Origin of the sequence: Pseudoalteromonas sp. AS71, from assembly GCF_038900275.1 — a bacterium.
Classification (GTDB): domain Bacteria; phylum Pseudomonadota; class Gammaproteobacteria; order Enterobacterales; family Alteromonadaceae; genus Pseudoalteromonas.
On sequence record NZ_JBBMQZ010000009.1, the window covers coordinates 61,456 to 77,214 of the forward strand.

The window sequence follows — 15,759 nt, forward strand, 5'->3', positions numbered from 1 at the left end:
TTAGCCGCCGTTGTTAAGCAATTAACACCTACTTAAATAAAGTAATACGACTGTAGCTCAGTTGGTTAGAGCACTACCTTGACATGGTAGGGGTCGGTGGTTCGAATCCACTCAGTCGTACCAACATTTAAGTAAAATAAATAAAAGTACATCTGAAGGAAAAAGCACTACCTACTCTTGATCACCCGGTCCAAGGGTCAGTGGTTCGAATCCACTCAGTCGTACCAACATTAATGAAACGTATAATTGAAGGAAAGAGCACTACCTACTCTTGACCACCCGGTCCAAGGGTCAGTAGTTCTAATCCATTTAGTCGTACCAACATTTATTCTTAACTTAAAGAGTAAATCCATTTAAGAACTCAAAAGATTGTACGACTGTAGCTCAGTTGGTTAGAGCACTACCTTGACATGGTAGGGGTCGGTGGTTCGAATCCACTCAGTCGTACCAATTAAACTATATATTTCAAACAGTTAAAAATCCTATTCAATTTACTCGTTTAATTTTTTGTTGAAAATTAAATTCTTGGTTTTTTTATTATTCTGTATTCAAAATTTAAAAATAAGGAGAGCCAAGCATCAAAAGATCATCCTAAAAACTCCAGTTTTTATCGATTTGTGCCCAAACTTGTGCCCAAGCGCCCAAACCACTTTTTTAGCTCTTTAATCTTCCTCAAAATTAGACCCCTACCCTTACTAATTCACAAATTCCAAATTCCAAATTCCAAACCAAAAATTTCAAATCAGGTGACCACTAACCTAATATTTTCAGTGTCATTTCATGAAATATTCTATGACCTCTATTCCATAAACTGCTTTTGTGACTTGTTTAGACATCTGTGCCCACACAAGGCACAAATTCACTAATTAGTTGTACGCGGCGATATAACTTTAATAATATGAGCATTATAATAAGTATAATTGCCTTGATTAGGTGCAATTAGCCTAATTCACCTTAATCTGCATTTAGTTTATATTCAATCAACTCAACAGCATCACTAAGCAAGCTAAACCGAGACAAACAATCACTCTAAAGCTTTACCAAGAGCATGGTATGGAAGCGCTGTTTTTATAAAGGTATGTTTCATTTGTGCGCCGGTTTAAAGCGCTTAAGATTGCAAACCCACGACTAAATAAAAAGTTTATTGAAGAACATTTTCAAACTAATTTTATAAGGTAGCTATATAAAGCCGAGTAGCAGAAAATTAGCTGCTTAGCAGCCAAAGGTTAACTATAAAGGCCAGCATTCGATTAACTTGATGATGATGCTAATACTGAACGGTATAATAACACTGCTCTATACAGACCGGTAAGTAACATCATTTTGATAATACCGATGATTAGTAAAACCAAACAACCAAGTTATTATGGTTGTATTATGATTAAAAGTCTCACAGCAAAAATAAATGCAGATGTTAGCCTAACCTCTACTTTTTGTGTAATTAAAATTGGGAAGATGATTTTCAATTATATTTTGGTACTTGGAATTAATAAAATAAGCGCCAAAACTATCACAATAATTTTGGCGCTTATTAAATAGGTAGTATTTACCCTTTCATTTGTTCAAGCTCTTTGCCTTTGGTTTCGTGTAAAAACTTAAATACAAATATGACTGAAACAAACGCGCAAAATGCGTAAAAACCATACGCACCTGCTAAACCTATACCGGTGAGCATAACAGGGAACGACCAGGTAATTAAAAAGTTAGCTATCCACTGGGTAAAGCCAGTAACTGCAAGGCCTGAACCGCGAATTTGGTTAGGGAACATTTCGCCTAACATAACCCACATTACAGGGCCCCACGAAAGGTTAAAAAAGAACACATACGCATTAGCGGCTATTAAAGCAACCATGCCCTGTTCTCCTAATTCTAAGTTACCTGTTGAGCCAATATCTGCGTTTAAAAAGGCATAAACAATAACCGAAAGCGTCACTGTCATACCAATTGAACCGGTTAACAAAAAAGGTTTTCTGCCAATTTTGTCTATAAAATACATGGTAATAAACACCGCTAAAATACTTACAAAACCGCTTATTATATTAATAAGTAACGCGTCAGACTCAGTAAAACCAGCTGCTTGCCAAAGTACCGCGCCGTAGTAAAAAACAACGTTAATACCGACTAATTGCTGAAATGTCGCTAAGCCAATTCCTATCCAAACAATGGGGCGTAAACGTTTTTTAGGTTTATCAATAAGATCAGATAATTTAGGTTGGTGTTTATCGCCAGCAAGCGACTCTGCTATTTCATTTAATTTAAGAGCGGCAGTTTCATCGCCATATAATGACGATAAAACACGTGCAGCAGCGTCTTTTTTACCAGCCATAATTAAGTATCGAGGGCTTTCGGGGATAAAAAATAAAGCGATTAAAAACAAGCATGCAGGTAATAACTCAACCCAAAACATCCAACGCCATGTTTCAAAGTCGAGCCAAAATAACGCCGTAGAGCCGCCAGCTGTGTTGGCTAAAAAATAGTTACTTACAAATGCGCTAAATAAACCAAATATAATAGCCACTTGTTGCAGTGTAGAGAGCGTGCCTCTGTATCGCGCCGGGGCAATTTCGCTAATATAAGCTGGGGTCATAACCGATGCAGCCCCTACAGCTAAGCCGCCTAAAATGCGATAAATCACAAATTCAAACGATGTGACTGACACACCCGAGCCCCAAGCACTTATAATAAATAAAGCAGCGGCAAAAAGTAAAATTGGACGCCGACCAAATTTATCAGCCAATCGACCTGCGCAAAACGCACCAATTGCACAACCAATTAGCATGCTCGATACGTTAAATCCCGTACCCGCACTACTGGAGCCAAACGCTGTTTGGAGTCCATCAACCGTGCCGTTAATTACGCCGCTGTCAAAACCAAATAAAAAACCGCCAATGGTCGCAACAAAGCAAACCAGTACTATTAAAAGTACATTTTCTTTCTCGTTCATAAGTATCCATATTGTGTGTTGTTGTTATTTTATATAGATTTTGAAGCTCAAAAGGGTGTGCTTATTTAGTTGTTTTTATTGGTTGAGCTTGATTCTCTTTCTATTAATTCAAAATCTAAAATATGTCTTAAGTCTAAGCTTTTTACATTGCTTAAATCGTTATACTGTCCCGATGCAAGTAAAGTGATGGCAAGCTCAGCCATTTCATTAATGGGCTGTTTTACCGTAGAAATATTTGGCCAAACTATGGTTGCAAGTTGCGTGTCATCAAAGCCGACAACCGACAGTTCGCTTGGAATATTAATACCTTGTTTTTGAGCTATTGAGATTACAGCGGCTGCCATATCATCGTTAGCTGCAAAAATAGCCGTTGGTTTATCATCAAGCGAAAGTAATTTTATTGCCGCTTCCATGCCCGATTGATAAGTAAAACTGCCCTGCTCTATATACTCAGGTGGCGTTATTATTTTATTAGAGCGCAGCGCATCTAAATAACCTTGGTAACGCAAACGGCTTACACCTTGTTTGGTGTCGCCAATAATATGTGCAATTTTGCTATGCCCTTGATTTATTAAATGCTCTGTAACATCAAACGCCGCTTGGTAATCGTCCATGCATATATAAGGGGATCGATTTAATTTTGTATCTGGCGTTATTCTTACAAATGGTACTTGTGCTTTAGTAAGCACATCTAAAACCTGTTCGTTGTCGCACATAGGAGGCAGTAAAATCATGCCATCAACCTGTGTAACATCAATAAGTTGCTTTACCGATTCAATTGTTTTGTCAATATCGCTATGCGCTTCGTCAACAACAAGGTGGTAGCCCAATGCGCGGCATTTTTTAAGCGCAGCCAATAAAAACTGGCTTATATAAGAGTCACTTGGGTTATCGTACAAAAGTCCTAAAAAGAATGACTTAGTGCTAGCAAGGCGCCTAGCCGACACATTTGGTCTGTAATTTAATTGCTCAACAACCGCCATTACTTTTTCGCGGGTTTTGTCGCTTACTTTTTTGTCTTGGTTGAGCACGCGCGAAACTGTCATCATTGATACACCAGCCTGCTCGGCTACATCTTGTATTCTTGCTCTTTTAGGATCGGCCATTACTGTTATTACCTACTCACAATCAGTGGATTGTTATAATTAACTTTCTTAATTTTCATTATACATAATTGTAAAGCTTGATATTGTTTACAGCGCGTTTTAAATGATTACTTATTGACAAAGTCTTATACTACACCGAAAATGTTAGCGCTAACAACAAATTTATAATACTCACACCCAATAATATAAAAAACTTAAAAAGGCCTATATTATGAGCATGCTGCAAAACCCAATTCTAAGAGGCTTTAACCCAGACCCAAACATTGTCAGAGTTAATAACGACTACTACATAGCCACCTCAACTTTTGAATGGTTTGGCGGTGTACAAATTCACCACTCTACCGATTTAGTTAATTGGCGAGTTATAGGTCAAGCGCTTAATACCGTAGAGCAACTTGATATGCGAGGAGTACCCGACTCTTGCGGTGTATGGGCACCGCAACTTAGCTACAACAATGGGCGTTTTTATTTGGTGTATACCAATGTAAAAAGCTTTGATGGCCCATGGAAAGACACGCCAAATTATTTTGTATCAACCACTGATATTACCGGCAACTGGTCACAAGCGACTTACTTAAATTCTAGCGGTTTTGATCCGTCTATTTTTCACGATGATGACGGTAAAAGTTATTTGCTAAACATGCTGGTTGATCACCGCGACAACACACTCTTTGGTGGTATAGTAATGCAAGAGCTTTGCCTAAAAACCAATAAGTTAATAGGCGATGTTAAACCTATATTTGCAGGCACAGAGCTTGGTTGCACTGAAGGCCCGCATATTTTAAAACGCGGCGATTACTACTATTTAATTACCGCTGAAGGTGGCACAGGGTATGAACACTGCATTAGTATTGCGCGCTCTAAAAACGTATTTGGCCCTTACCAAGTACACCCATACAACCCCGTTATTACAGCAGCCCACGAGCCGAGTAATGCGCTACAAAAATGTGGCCATGGAGATTTTTTTCAAACACAAACCGGTGATTGGTACACGGTATTTTTAACATCAAGGCCACTGTCTGAGCGCGGCCGCTGCATTACTGGGCGTGAAACAGGGATTGAGCAAATAATCTGGAAAGACGATGGCTGGCCTTATGCAAAACACACAAATAAAGCCCCGAGAATACACGTACCCGTTGAAGGTTTAACGCTAAACCCACAGCCGCAACCCACAACACATATTGATTTTAGTAAAGATGATCTGACTGTTGATTTTCAGTCATTGCGTATACCCATGTGCAAAAGCTGGGTGTATAAGAATGCCCAAAAATCATCGCTCACCTTAGTGGGAAAAGAGTCTTTAAGCTCATTGCATCAGCAAAGTTTTATTGCCAGGCGTGTACAGGCTCATCATACTGTTAGCAGCACATGCGTTGATTTTGCGCCGAGCAGTTTTCAGCAAATGGCGGGGCTTGTATGTTATTACAACACCGCTCATTACTACTATTTACATATAAGCGGCGGCGATGTAGGCGATGAAACCACACCACGTTATTTAAATGTAATAAGCTGCGATAAATACCAAACAAGCAAGCCTGTTGCACCGCTTTTGCTTAAAACAAACAAGCCTGTTTACTTAAAAGCTGATTTTAATGGCGCTCAGCTGCAGTTTTACTACGCCACCGAAAAAAACCGCTGGATAGAGTGTGGCCCAGTGCTCGATGGCAGCATTTTATCTGATGATTACGTGCAGCAATCACCGCAAGGGTATCGACCGTGTTTTACCGGTGCTTTTGTTGGTATGGCGTGCCAAGATTTATCAGGGCAAAATAAAGAAGCTCATTTTTCATTTTTTAATTATGACGAACCTAGCGGCGAATAAATCACCGCTAGTTAAGTTTATTAGTTGATTTAAAGCTGATATAAAACCATTCCAAAGCTTTTTAAAACTCACTTAAGACTCATTTAAAGCTCTTTTAAAATTCTCTTAAAACCATTTTAAAACAGGGCTTTAATACGCTCCATTTGCGATTGTAAAAGTAAACTTTGAGAGTGGCTCATAATGTCACTCTCTCGTTTGTTTTCGCTCAGTAAGCGCCCTACTTCTTGCGCTTCAAAACTGTAACCTTGTGACTGCCTGCCATCTTCAAAACGCTCAATTAAATCATCAAGCTCATACAAAGAGCACTCGTAAGCCCTAAATGCATCGGGTATTTTTATATAGCCTTTGTCGCCAATAATATACGCGCCATTCCCTAACCGGCATTGAAATGACGTTGCTAAGCTCACCATTACATCGCCACAATTAGCAGTAATAAGTACATCGTCTTCCACGCCTTTATAGCGAATATTTGCTCTTACGTATAAGTTTTCAAGGTCGTTATTTAAAAAGTAATTGGCAATGGCAAGCGGATAAATCCCCATATCGAGTAAACAACCGCCTGCTAAATCTGGGTTGTATTCACGCCCGTCGGGGTTAAAAGGCACAGGATAGCCAAAGTCAGCTTTAACATGTTTAATAGTGCCAATTCGCCCTTGCTCCACCCATTGTTTTGCTTTTTGTATTGCTGGTAAAAAGTACGTCCACATGGCTTCCATTAAAAATACGTCATGCTTTTTAGCCAGTAAAGACAACTGCTTACACTCTTCAGCCGAGACCGTAATAGGCTTTTCGCACAATACATGTTTGCCTGCATTAATAGCATCACTGGCATTTTTAAAGTGAAAGTTATGCGGGGTCGCAATGTAAACTACATCAACGTTTTTATCGTCAAATAATGCTTGATACCCTTCGTAGGCATTTGCCGCGCCATACTTGCTCGCAAAAGCGCTTGCATCTTCCCCACTTCTTGCTGCAACCGCGTACGCAACACCATTATTGGTATGGGCTAAGTCTTCACAAAATTGTGCAGCAATTCGGCCACAACCAACAATACCCCAGTTTATTTTTTTCATAGTGTTTCCTTATGATCTTAAAAAGAAATTTAAGTGAACTCCAACAACCAAGCAATAAACTTGCAAATTAATTGTTAAACATAGTTTAAAACTAGCTTGACTTAACAATATCAAATCATTAATGTTAGCGCTAACACTAAAACAACATTAAGTATCACATTTATGTTCCTTGGTATCGATTTAGGCACTTCAGGTGTAAAAGTAATTATTTTAGACGAGCAAGACCAATTGCTTGCTCAAGCAAGTGGATCTTTAAGCGTTTCACGCCCAGCACCACTTTTTTCTGAGCAAAACCCTACAGACTGGTGGCTTGCTACATGTAGTGCAATCGAGGATCTTAAAAATACTCACCCTGCATTACTAAAATCGGTAAAGGCTGTGGGCCTTTCTGGGCAAATGCATGGCGCTACGCTGCTTGATAAAAACAATAATATTATTCGCCCAGCCATTTTATGGAACGACGGGCGTAGTGCTGCACAATGTGTAGAGCTTGAAAAACGCGAACCAAATTCTCGTAATATTACCGGCAACATAGCAATGCCTGGTTTTACTGCACCTAAATTGGTGTGGTTAAAAGAGTTTGAACCAGAAAACTTTGCAAAAGTAGCCAAAGTATTATTACCAAAAGACTACCTTCGCTTTTTAATGACCGGCAATTTTGCATCAGATATGTCTGACTCTGCAGGCACATTATGGCTGGACGTAGAAAAAAGAGCATGGTCTCAAAAAATGCTTAGCGCCTGCGACTTAACAGAGCAACACATGCCTACCCTTTTTGAAGGCACACAAATTACGGGCAAATTAACAGCCCAAGTTGCAGCTAAATGGGGAATGGAGCAAGTACCTGTTGTTGCAGGCGGTGGCGATAATGCCGCAGGCGCTGCCGGTGTAGGCGTAGTAAAGCCAAAACAAGCGTTTTTATCATTAGGTACTTCGGGCGTTTACTTTGTTGCCAACGAAAAATACCTGCCTAACCCAGAAGGTGCTGTACATACTTTTTGTCATTGCATTGAAAACACCTGGCACCAAATGTCAGTGGTGTTAAGCGCAGCAAGCTGTTTAACCTGGGTCACTAAATTAACTGGTTTTGAAAACGAAAGTGCATTGCTTGAACAAGTAAGTAAATGCGACTTTAGCAAACCAAGCTCAGTGATATTTTTGCCTTATTTAACTGGCGAACGTACGCCGCATAATAACCCCGATGCCAAAGGCGTGTTTTTTGGTTTAGACAGCGACACCGATGCAGCAGCCCTTGGCCGCGCAGTACTCGAGGGCGTTGCTTTTGCCTTTGCCGATGGCCAACAAGTACTGCTTGATGCCGGCGCACAAATTGACGATGTAACCGTTATTGGTGGTGGCGCTAAAAGCCCACTGTGGGGAAAAATCATCGCAAGCGTACTTAACCGCCCCCTAATTTACCGAGAAGGCTCAGAAGTTGGTCCCGCATTTGGCGCTGCAAGACTTGCCCGAATAGCAGTAACACAACTCTCTGCACAACAAGTGTGTGTTAACGGCAAAGTAACGCAAACCATTGAGCCAGACCCAATCATGCAAGACTTTTACGCACAGCAATACACAACATACAAAGCACTTTATCAAAGTGTAAAAACATACTTTTAATACACTATTATAAAATTAATGGAGCACAATATGAGCGAGCAATTTTTTACAAACGTTGAAAAAATTAAATTTGAGGGTGAAAACTCTAAAAACCCATTTGCATTTCGTTACTACGACGAAAACCAAGTAGTGCTTGGCAAAACAATGAAAGAGCACCTTCGTTTTGCAGCTTGTTACTGGCATAACTTTTGTTCTACAGGGTTTGATATTTTTGGTGAAGGTACGTTTGACCGTCCTTGGATCCAACCTGTGGGCAACCAATTAGAACTTGCTGAACAAAAAGTAAAAGTAGCCTTTGAATTTTATGAAAAATTAGGCGTTCCTTACTTTTGTTTTCATGATGTTGATATTGCACCTGAAGGAAAAACACTACAAGAAAGCCACGATAACGTAACGCATATCGCTAACATTATCGAAAAAGAAATGCAGCGCACAGGTGTAAAACTACTGTGGGGTACTGCTAACTTATTCTCAAATCAGCGTTTTTGTGCCGGTGGTGCAACAAACCCTAACCCTAATACGTATGCATATGCAGCAGCACAAGTTAAACATGCAATGGAAATAACGCATCGTTTAGGCGGCGAAAACTACGTACTGTGGGGTGGCCGTGAAGGTTACGACACACTACTAAATACAGACCTTGCGCAAGAAAGCGAACAGTACGCACGCTTTTTAAAAATGGTTGTAGAGCACAAGAAAAAAATTGGTTTTAAAGGTACATTATTAATTGAGCCAAAACCACAAGAGCCGACTAAGCACCAGTACGATTACGATACAGCAACAGTTGTAGGCTTTTTGTATAAGCACGGCTTACAAGACGAAATTAAAGTAAACATTGAAGCAAACCACGCAACACTTGCGGGTCATAGTTTCCATCACGAAATTGCAGTTGCTTGCGCAGAAGGCATTATGGGTAGTATTGACGCTAACCGTGGCGACATGCAAAACGGTTGGGATACAGACCAATTTCCTAACGACGTAGCTGAGTGCACACTTGTTGTTTACGAAATTTTAAAAATGGGTGGCTTTACAACGGGCGGCTTTAACTTTGACACTAAACTTCGTCGTCAATCGTGTGAGCGTGATGACTTATTCATTGGTCACATTGGCGGTATGGATACGATGGCTAAAGCATTACTCAATGCAGCAGCAATGATTGAAGGTGGCGAGCTGTCTGACTTTGTTGAAAAACGTTACGCTGGTTGGAAAGAAGACCTAGGCCAAAGCATTCTAAATGGTGAGCAATCACTTGAGAGCCTTTCAGCCTTAGTACACGAGAACAACATCGATCCTAAGCAAGTTTCTGGTCGCCAAGAACTGCTTGAGAATATTGTTAACCGCTACGTATAAGGACATAGCCTCGGTTTTAAAGCCGAGGCGTACATCATTATGAACTTGTTAGAACAACTCAAAAAAGTAACCACGGTCGTTGCCGACAGTGGCGATGTAGAGTCAATCAAAGCTCTACAACCGGTTGATGCAACAACCAACCCTTCGTTAATTTTACAAGCTGCAAAATTACCTCAGTATAAACATTTAATTAGTGATGCTATAAGCAAAGCTGGCAACGACGTTGACGCTATTTGCGACCAACTTATTGTTAACTTTGGCTGTGAAATACTAAAGGTAATACCAGGGCGTATATCAAGCGAAGTAGATGCGCGTTTATCGTTTGACACCCAAGCAAGTATTGCCAAAGGGCGTAAGCTTATTTCGCTTTACGAGCAAGCGGGTATTTCAAAAGACCGCGTACTTATTAAACTTGCTTCAACATGGGAAGGCATTAAAGCCGCCGAGCAGTTAGAAAAAGAAGGTATTAAGTGTAACTTAACCCTGCTTTTTTCGATGGCTCAAGCCATTGCATGCGCACAAGCTAACGTAACGCTTATATCTCCGTTTGTTGGGCGTATTCTTGATTGGTACAAAGCCCGCGATAATAAAGAATACACTCCAAGCGAAGATCCTGGTGTGCAGTCGGTTACAGGTATTTATCAGTACTACAAAAAGTACGATTATAAAACAGTGGTAATGGGCGCAAGCTTTAGAAACACTGAAGAAATAATCGAACTTGCTGGCTGCGATTTACTGACTATCTCGCCATCATTACTCAATGATTTACAAAGCCAAGAAGGTACTCTGGTTACAAAGCTTGACGCTGCAAATATTGCCGAAGCACCGCAAAGTAACATAACCCCACTCACTCACGAGCAATTTTTATGGCAGCACAACGAAGATGCAATGGCCAGCGAAAAGCTCGGTGAAGGTATTCGTAACTTTGCCAAAGATCAGCGTATTTTGGCTAAATTGGTTGAAGACTTACTAAACTAATTTCCCTCAAGCCTGCCATATTATGTGCAGGCTTTTTTAATTTTATTTGAGGTAATACATGACTCAGCTTTCTTCTCGTGCGCCTTTTGCAAATGCTATTCGCGCACTTAGCATGGATGCGGTACAGCAAGCAAATTCAGGGCATCCGGGCGCACCTATGGGTATGGCCGATATAGCCGAAGTACTGTGGAACGATTTTTTAAACCATAATCCAAACGATCCAAATTGGGCAAACCGAGACCGCTTTGTACTCAGTAACGGTCACGGATCTATGCTTATTTATTCTTTATTGCATTTAAGCGGGTACGAACTACCACTAAGCGAGCTTAAACAATTTAGACAAATGCATTCAAAAACCCCAGGCCACCCTGAATACGGTTATACCCCAGGTGTTGAAACAACAACAGGCCCGCTTGGCGCAGGTTTATCAAACGCTGTAGGTATGGCCATTGCCGAAAAAGCCCTCGCCGCGCAATTTAACAAAGAGAGTTTTGATATTGTAGATCATTACACTTACTGTTTTATGGGTGATGGTTGTTTAATGGAAGGCATATCGCACGAAGCATGTTCGCTTGCCGGCACACTAGGCTTGGGTAAACTTATTGCTTTTTGGGACGATAACGGTATATCTATCGACGGACACGTTGAGGGCTGGTTTACCGACGACACCGCTAAACGCTTTGAAGCGTACGGCTGGCATGTAATAAAAGATATAGACGGCCACGACCCAGAACAAATTGCCAGCGCCATTGCACAAGCAAAACAAGTGAGCGATAAACCTACTCTACTTTGTTGTAAAACCGTGATTGGTTTTGGCTCGCCAAATAAATCAGGCTCGCACGATTGCCATGGCTCGCCATTAGGTGATGACGAAATAACTGCTGCACGTAAATTTTTAAACCTCCCAAATAAAGCATTTAGTATCAGTGATAATATTTACGCCCATTGGGACGCTAAACAAAGCGGTGATAAAAAACAAAAACAATGGCAACAACTGTTTAGCGACTACACCAAAAGCCACCCTGAGCTTGCCAAAGAATTTGAACGCCGCGTAATTAAACGCACCTTGCCTGAAAACTTTGAAGCTATTGCAAACGACTACATTGCACAGTGCAACAAAGACGCTGCCAACATTGCAAGCCGAAAAGCCTCGCAAAACACCATTGAAGCCTTTGCCCCGCACTTACCAGAGTTATTGGGTGGCTCTGCCGATTTAGCCGGTTCTAATTTAACGCTGTGGTCTGGCTCTAAAGGCATAAGCGCAGATGACGCCAACGGTAATTACCTGTTTTATGGCGTGCGCGAGTTTGGTATGAGCGGCATTATGAATGGCATATCACTGCACAGTGGTTTTATTAATTACGGCGCTACATTTTTAATGTTTATGGAATATGCCCGTAACGCAGTAAGAATGTCGGCACTTATGGGTATTCAAAATATATTTGTGTATACCCACGACTCTATAGGCCAAGGTGAAGACGGTCCAACTCACCAACCTATTGAGCAACTAGCCAACCTACGTATGACCCCAAACCTAGTCACATGGCGCCCGTGTGATGCAGTAGAAACTGCAGTATCGTGGAAAAACGCGATACAAAATCAGCAGCAACCTACTGCGCTTATTTTTAGTCGCCAAGGGCTCAACCACCAGCCACGCAGCGCACAGCAAATTAGCGATATAGAAAAAGGCGGCTATATTCTTAGCGATAGCAGTAAAACGCCTGAGCTTATTTTAATTGCAACGGGTTCTGAAGTTGATTTAGCAATGCAAGCCGCAAAAGAGCTGACAGCACAAGGTGTTGCAGTGCGTGTGGTATCAATGCCAAGCACCACATTGTTTGACCTGCAATCAGACGATTATAAGCAAAGTGTATTGCCAAACTCGGTAGCAAACCGTATTGCAATTGAAACATCACACCAAGATTACTGGCTTAAATATGTAGGCTTACAAGGCAAAGTAATTGGTATGAGCACTTTTGGTGAATCGGCGCCAGGTAACGTGTTATTAGAGCATTTTGGCTTTACCACCAAAAATGTAGTGAGCACCGCGCAAGCGTTAATTAAAGCCAACGCTTAATATATTTAGTACGCGTAATGCGCTAAATAATCCAAACTTTATCCAATTAATGCGCTAAGCCTCCCAAAGCTCGGCGCATTTTTACAATTAACCAACAAAGGTGAACTATGAAATACTTACTATTAATTATGCTTTTTAGTGCAAGTACTAGTTTTAACGCATGGGCAAATGACGAGCAAAATGATGAACTAATGCTAACGATTTTTTTAAAACACGACCAATCAAAAAACCTCTCTGAAATAAAAGAAATACTCAATAACGCTAACTTTTACAAACATTTTCCGCCAGAGGGCGCAACGGTAGAATCTTGGAAAGTAATGATGGGCATAGGGCAAGTAGTCACTTTGCGCTTTCCGGCAGCGTTGTTACCTAAAGTAAACTTATCGATTGAACGTTATGGTTGGAAAGCTTACAGCACTGAGTTTTACCCAACTTACGATCTGTACCCAATCGTAAAAGAAGAAATTAAAAAAGCTAGAACGAACAATTAAAAGAGTAACCACAATGAGAGCTTCACTTATTCAATACACACTAAGTAATGAGGTAAACGACACTATTTCTATTATTAACTACGGTGCCCGGCTTACCAGCTGGGTTACCCATATTGATAATAAAAAACGAAATATTGTACTTGGCTATTCTAATATTAATGATTATTTAAACGACACGTTTTACTTGGGCGCTATAGCCGGTCCTTATGCAAACAGGCTAAGTAACGCCCGAATAAACATTGATGATAAAGCCTATGCACTTAATAAAAACGAAGGAGTAAACCAACTTCACGGCGGCCAAAAAGCATTAAGCGACTTGTTTTGGCAGCTCGATTATCATCACAAAAATGCATTAAGTTTAAGTATTACCCTACCCGATGGATACAACGGCTACCCAGGTAAAACTACATTTAACGTGCTGTATACCTTTACCACTAACAGTAAAAGCCACAGTAATCTTGATATTAAATTTACAATTACCAGTAATAAAAAAACCATTGCAGGGCCAACAGCACACCCATATTTTAATTTAAATGGCATTACTAACAGCGCACAAGGGCATACATTAAAACTGGCCGGCGCGTATTATACCCCCGTAGATACAAACGCCATTCCCACAGGTTTAATAACGCCTGTAGCAAATACCACTTTTGACTACACAAATGCGCGGGTGCTTAATAAAACCGATAAGCTCGATCATAACTTTGTAACCGAACAAACACTTAACCTGCAAACCAATAAACAACACGCGATGCTTACAAGCGCCGATACAAAACTAGTGCTGAGTGTATTCTCTAACTACCCTGCCATTCAGGTTTATACAGGGCAGCATTTAAAAACTCCGTTTAATGCATACGACGGTATATGCCTAGAACCCCAATTTTTCCCCGACAGCCCTAATAACCCACACTTCCCATTTAGCTATTTAACACCACAAGTGCCTTTGCAAACGCATATTAGTTACTGCTTAACTAACTTGAAATCTTAATAATAAACCTATCAAAAATAGCTATTTTAAGCGCTTAAAACCAAAAAAGGATCGCTATTAGGCGATCCTTTACGGGAGGTTAAATGTTTTTTACTATTATAAATCGCTTACAAAGCTTTTAAGTTTTAGCTCACGGTCAATTAATAATGGGTAATCGGTGCGCCCTTGCATTGGCCAATCGTTTCGCCAAGTGCGTGCATCGCTTATGCCCCAAAATGTAACGCGGCTTACTTTATCGTCATGCTTTTTAAGTATGTTAAACACGGCTTTATAGCGCTCACCTAACTGGGTGTTTACTTCACTAGGTAAACCATCTGGGTATGGATTAAAGCGCTCTTGTAGCGCAATATCTAACGAAATGTCAGCGCCTTGCTCTTCACCTTCAGGGAACGGTAATACCGAAATATCAAGCTCGGTTATCATCACATCAATGCCAGTGGCTGCGTATGCCACAATAGAGTCTTCCAATAACGAAAGCTCTGGGTTATCAAGCGAGTAATGCGCTTGCATACCAATACCATCAATTTGAATACCTTTGCTTTGCAAATTTTTAATAAGCGCAATTGCACCGGCTCTTTTTTCTGGCTTATACAAGTTGTAATCGTTGTAATATAACTTGGCATTAGGTGCTGCCTGCTTAGCGTATTTAAACGCGTATTCTATAAAGTCGTCACCAATAATGGTGCTCCATTTAGATTCACGCAGTGTGCCGTCTTCGTTAAGTGCTTCGTTTACCACGTCCCATGCAAAAATGCGGTTTTTATAGCGCCCTGCAACAGCATTAATATGGTTTTGCATACGCTTAAGTAATGCATCGCGGGTAAGCGGCTCGCCTTGGTCGTCTTCAAAAACCCAGTCAGGGGTTTGCGAGTGCCACACTAATGTGTGCCCAACTAACTCTTGGTTGTTCTCTTGTGCGTACTCAACTAGCGCATCAGCAGCTTCAAAGTCATACGTTTCTAGCTCTGGGTGTATACGCTCCCACTTCATTGAGTTTTCTGGCGTAAAGGTATTAAATTGCGCTTTAGCCACATTTAAATCTTCAGGCAAAGCCCCTAATATTTGGTCGCGGCTAATCGCTGTACCTATTTTAAAGTGGTCTTTAAATTGCGCTTTAAGCGTTAATTGCTCCGGCGCTTTTTGCGATTTTAATGTCGGTTTACTTTGCTCTGCTGAGTCATTACAGCCAATTGCAAGGCTCGACATTCCTAATAAAATAGCAATCGTAAGTTTATTTTTATGCATGATGTACCTGTTGTGTGTTTTTTAGTGTGCAACGTAAACTTAACACCATATAGTCCTTTTGACAA

General features: G+C 40.7%; 11 protein-coding genes and 2 tRNA genes. 9 read left to right on the forward strand and 4 right to left on the reverse strand.

Annotation, left to right across the window (positions count from 1 at the left end; translation table 11 throughout):
• Nucleotides 1-46: 46 nt before the first annotated feature.
• Both WNY98_RS08675 and WNY98_RS08680 read left to right on the forward strand, forming a co-directional pair.
• Nucleotides 47-123 (forward strand) — tRNA-Val (locus WNY98_RS08675).
• A gap of 250 nt (nt 124-373) precedes the next feature.
• A tRNA-Val gene (locus tag WNY98_RS08680) sits at nt 374-450 on the forward strand.
• 1,096 nt (nt 451-1,546) lie between these two features.
• Here the strand turns inward: WNY98_RS08680 and WNY98_RS08685 are convergent.
• Nucleotides 1,547-2,956 carry a sugar porter family MFS transporter gene (locus WNY98_RS08685; protein ID WP_342877717.1) on the reverse strand — a complete coding sequence of 470 codons (1,410 nt, stop codon included), beginning with the start codon at nt 2,954-2,956 and terminating at the stop codon, nt 1,547-1,549.
• 53 nt (nt 2,957-3,009) lie between these two features.
• On the reverse strand, nt 3,010-4,050 hold the full coding sequence (locus tag WNY98_RS08690; RefSeq protein ID WP_101163905.1) for a LacI family DNA-binding transcriptional regulator: 1,041 nt from the start codon (nt 4,048-4,050) through the stop codon (nt 3,010-3,012).
• Nucleotides 4,051-4,261: 211 nt separating this feature from the next.
• Here WNY98_RS08690 and WNY98_RS08695 point away from each other — a divergent pair, with 211 nt between their 5' ends.
• Complete coding sequence (locus WNY98_RS08695) at nt 4,262-5,872, forward strand: glycoside hydrolase family 43 protein (protein ID WP_342877647.1); 1,611 nt, start codon at nt 4,262-4,264, stop codon at nt 5,870-5,872.
• A 116-nt stretch (nt 5,873-5,988) separates the two neighbouring features.
• Here the strand turns inward: WNY98_RS08695 and WNY98_RS08700 are convergent, their stop codons facing one another.
• Complete coding sequence (locus WNY98_RS08700; protein ID WP_342877648.1) at nt 5,989-6,945, reverse strand: Gfo/Idh/MocA family oxidoreductase; 957 nt, start codon at nt 6,943-6,945, stop codon at nt 5,989-5,991.
• Between the two features lie 162 nt (nt 6,946-7,107).
• On the opposite strand from WNY98_RS08700, the gene xylB reads away from it, so the two are divergent.
• From xylB to WNY98_RS08730, 6 genes are all read left to right on the forward strand, one after another.
• The gene (gene xylB / locus WNY98_RS08705) at nt 7,108-8,565 is read left to right on the forward strand and encodes a xylulokinase (RefSeq protein ID WP_342877649.1); all 1,458 of its coding nucleotides are present in this window, start codon (nt 7,108-7,110) and stop codon (nt 8,563-8,565) included.
• 30 nt (nt 8,566-8,595) lie between these two features.
• On the forward strand, nt 8,596-9,915 hold the full coding sequence (xylA, locus tag WNY98_RS08710) for a xylose isomerase (RefSeq protein ID WP_342877650.1): 1,320 nt from the start codon (nt 8,596-8,598) through the stop codon (nt 9,913-9,915).
• A gap of 39 nt (nt 9,916-9,954) precedes the next feature.
• Nucleotides 9,955-10,893: a transaldolase gene (gene tal, locus WNY98_RS08715; protein ID WP_342877651.1), complete on the forward strand. Its 939-nt coding sequence runs from the start codon at nt 9,955-9,957 to the stop codon at nt 10,891-10,893.
• Between the two features lie 58 nt (nt 10,894-10,951).
• Nucleotides 10,952-12,970, forward strand: coding sequence for a transketolase (tkt, locus tag WNY98_RS08720; protein ID WP_342877652.1), 2,019 nt, complete (start codon nt 10,952-10,954; stop codon nt 12,968-12,970).
• A 107-nt stretch (nt 12,971-13,077) separates the two neighbouring features.
• The gene (locus tag WNY98_RS08725; RefSeq protein ID WP_024593043.1) at nt 13,078-13,461 is read left to right on the forward strand and encodes a hypothetical protein; all 384 of its coding nucleotides are present in this window, start codon (nt 13,078-13,080) and stop codon (nt 13,459-13,461) included.
• A gap of 13 nt (nt 13,462-13,474) precedes the next feature.
• Entirely contained in the window at nt 13,475-14,449 is a 975-nt protein-coding gene (locus tag WNY98_RS08730; protein WP_342877653.1) for an aldose epimerase family protein, read from the forward strand.
• 96 nt (nt 14,450-14,545) lie between these two features.
• On the opposite strand, the gene WNY98_RS08735 is transcribed toward WNY98_RS08730, so the two are convergent.
• Nucleotides 14,546-15,694 (reverse strand): endo-1,4-beta-xylanase, encoded by a 1,149-nt coding sequence (locus WNY98_RS08735; protein ID WP_342877654.1) that lies wholly within the window; start codon nt 15,692-15,694, stop codon nt 14,546-14,548.
• Nucleotides 15,695-15,759 lie beyond the last annotated feature (65 nt).

Bases quoted from the DNA above. Each gene is read 5' to 3' on its own strand.
- xylB (WP_342877649.1), top strand. From the start codon at position 7,108: ATGTTCCTTGGTATCGATTTAGGCACTTCAGGTGTAAAAGTAATTATT.
- xylA (WP_342877650.1), top strand. From the start codon at position 8,596: ATGAGCGAGCAATTTTTTACAAACGTTGAAAAAATTAAATTTGAGGGT.
- WNY98_RS08695 (WP_342877647.1), top strand. From the start codon at position 4,262: ATGAGCATGCTGCAAAACCCAATTCTAAGAGGCTTTAACCCAGACCCA.
- WNY98_RS08700 (WP_342877648.1), bottom strand. From the start codon at position 6,945: ATGAAAAAAATAAACTGGGGTATTGTTGGTTGTGGCCGAATTGCTGCA.
- WNY98_RS08735 (WP_342877654.1), bottom strand. From the start codon at position 15,694: ATGCATAAAAATAAACTTACGATTGCTATTTTATTAGGAATGTCGAGC.
- WNY98_RS08730 (WP_342877653.1), top strand. From the start codon at position 13,475: ATGAGAGCTTCACTTATTCAATACACACTAAGTAATGAGGTAAACGAC.
- WNY98_RS08690 (WP_101163905.1), bottom strand. From the start codon at position 4,050: ATGGCCGATCCTAAAAGAGCAAGAATACAAGATGTAGCCGAGCAGGCT.
- tal (WP_342877651.1), top strand. From the start codon at position 9,955: ATGAACTTGTTAGAACAACTCAAAAAAGTAACCACGGTCGTTGCCGAC.
- WNY98_RS08725 (WP_024593043.1), top strand. From the start codon at position 13,078: ATGAAATACTTACTATTAATTATGCTTTTTAGTGCAAGTACTAGTTTT.
- tkt (WP_342877652.1), top strand. From the start codon at position 10,952: ATGACTCAGCTTTCTTCTCGTGCGCCTTTTGCAAATGCTATTCGCGCA.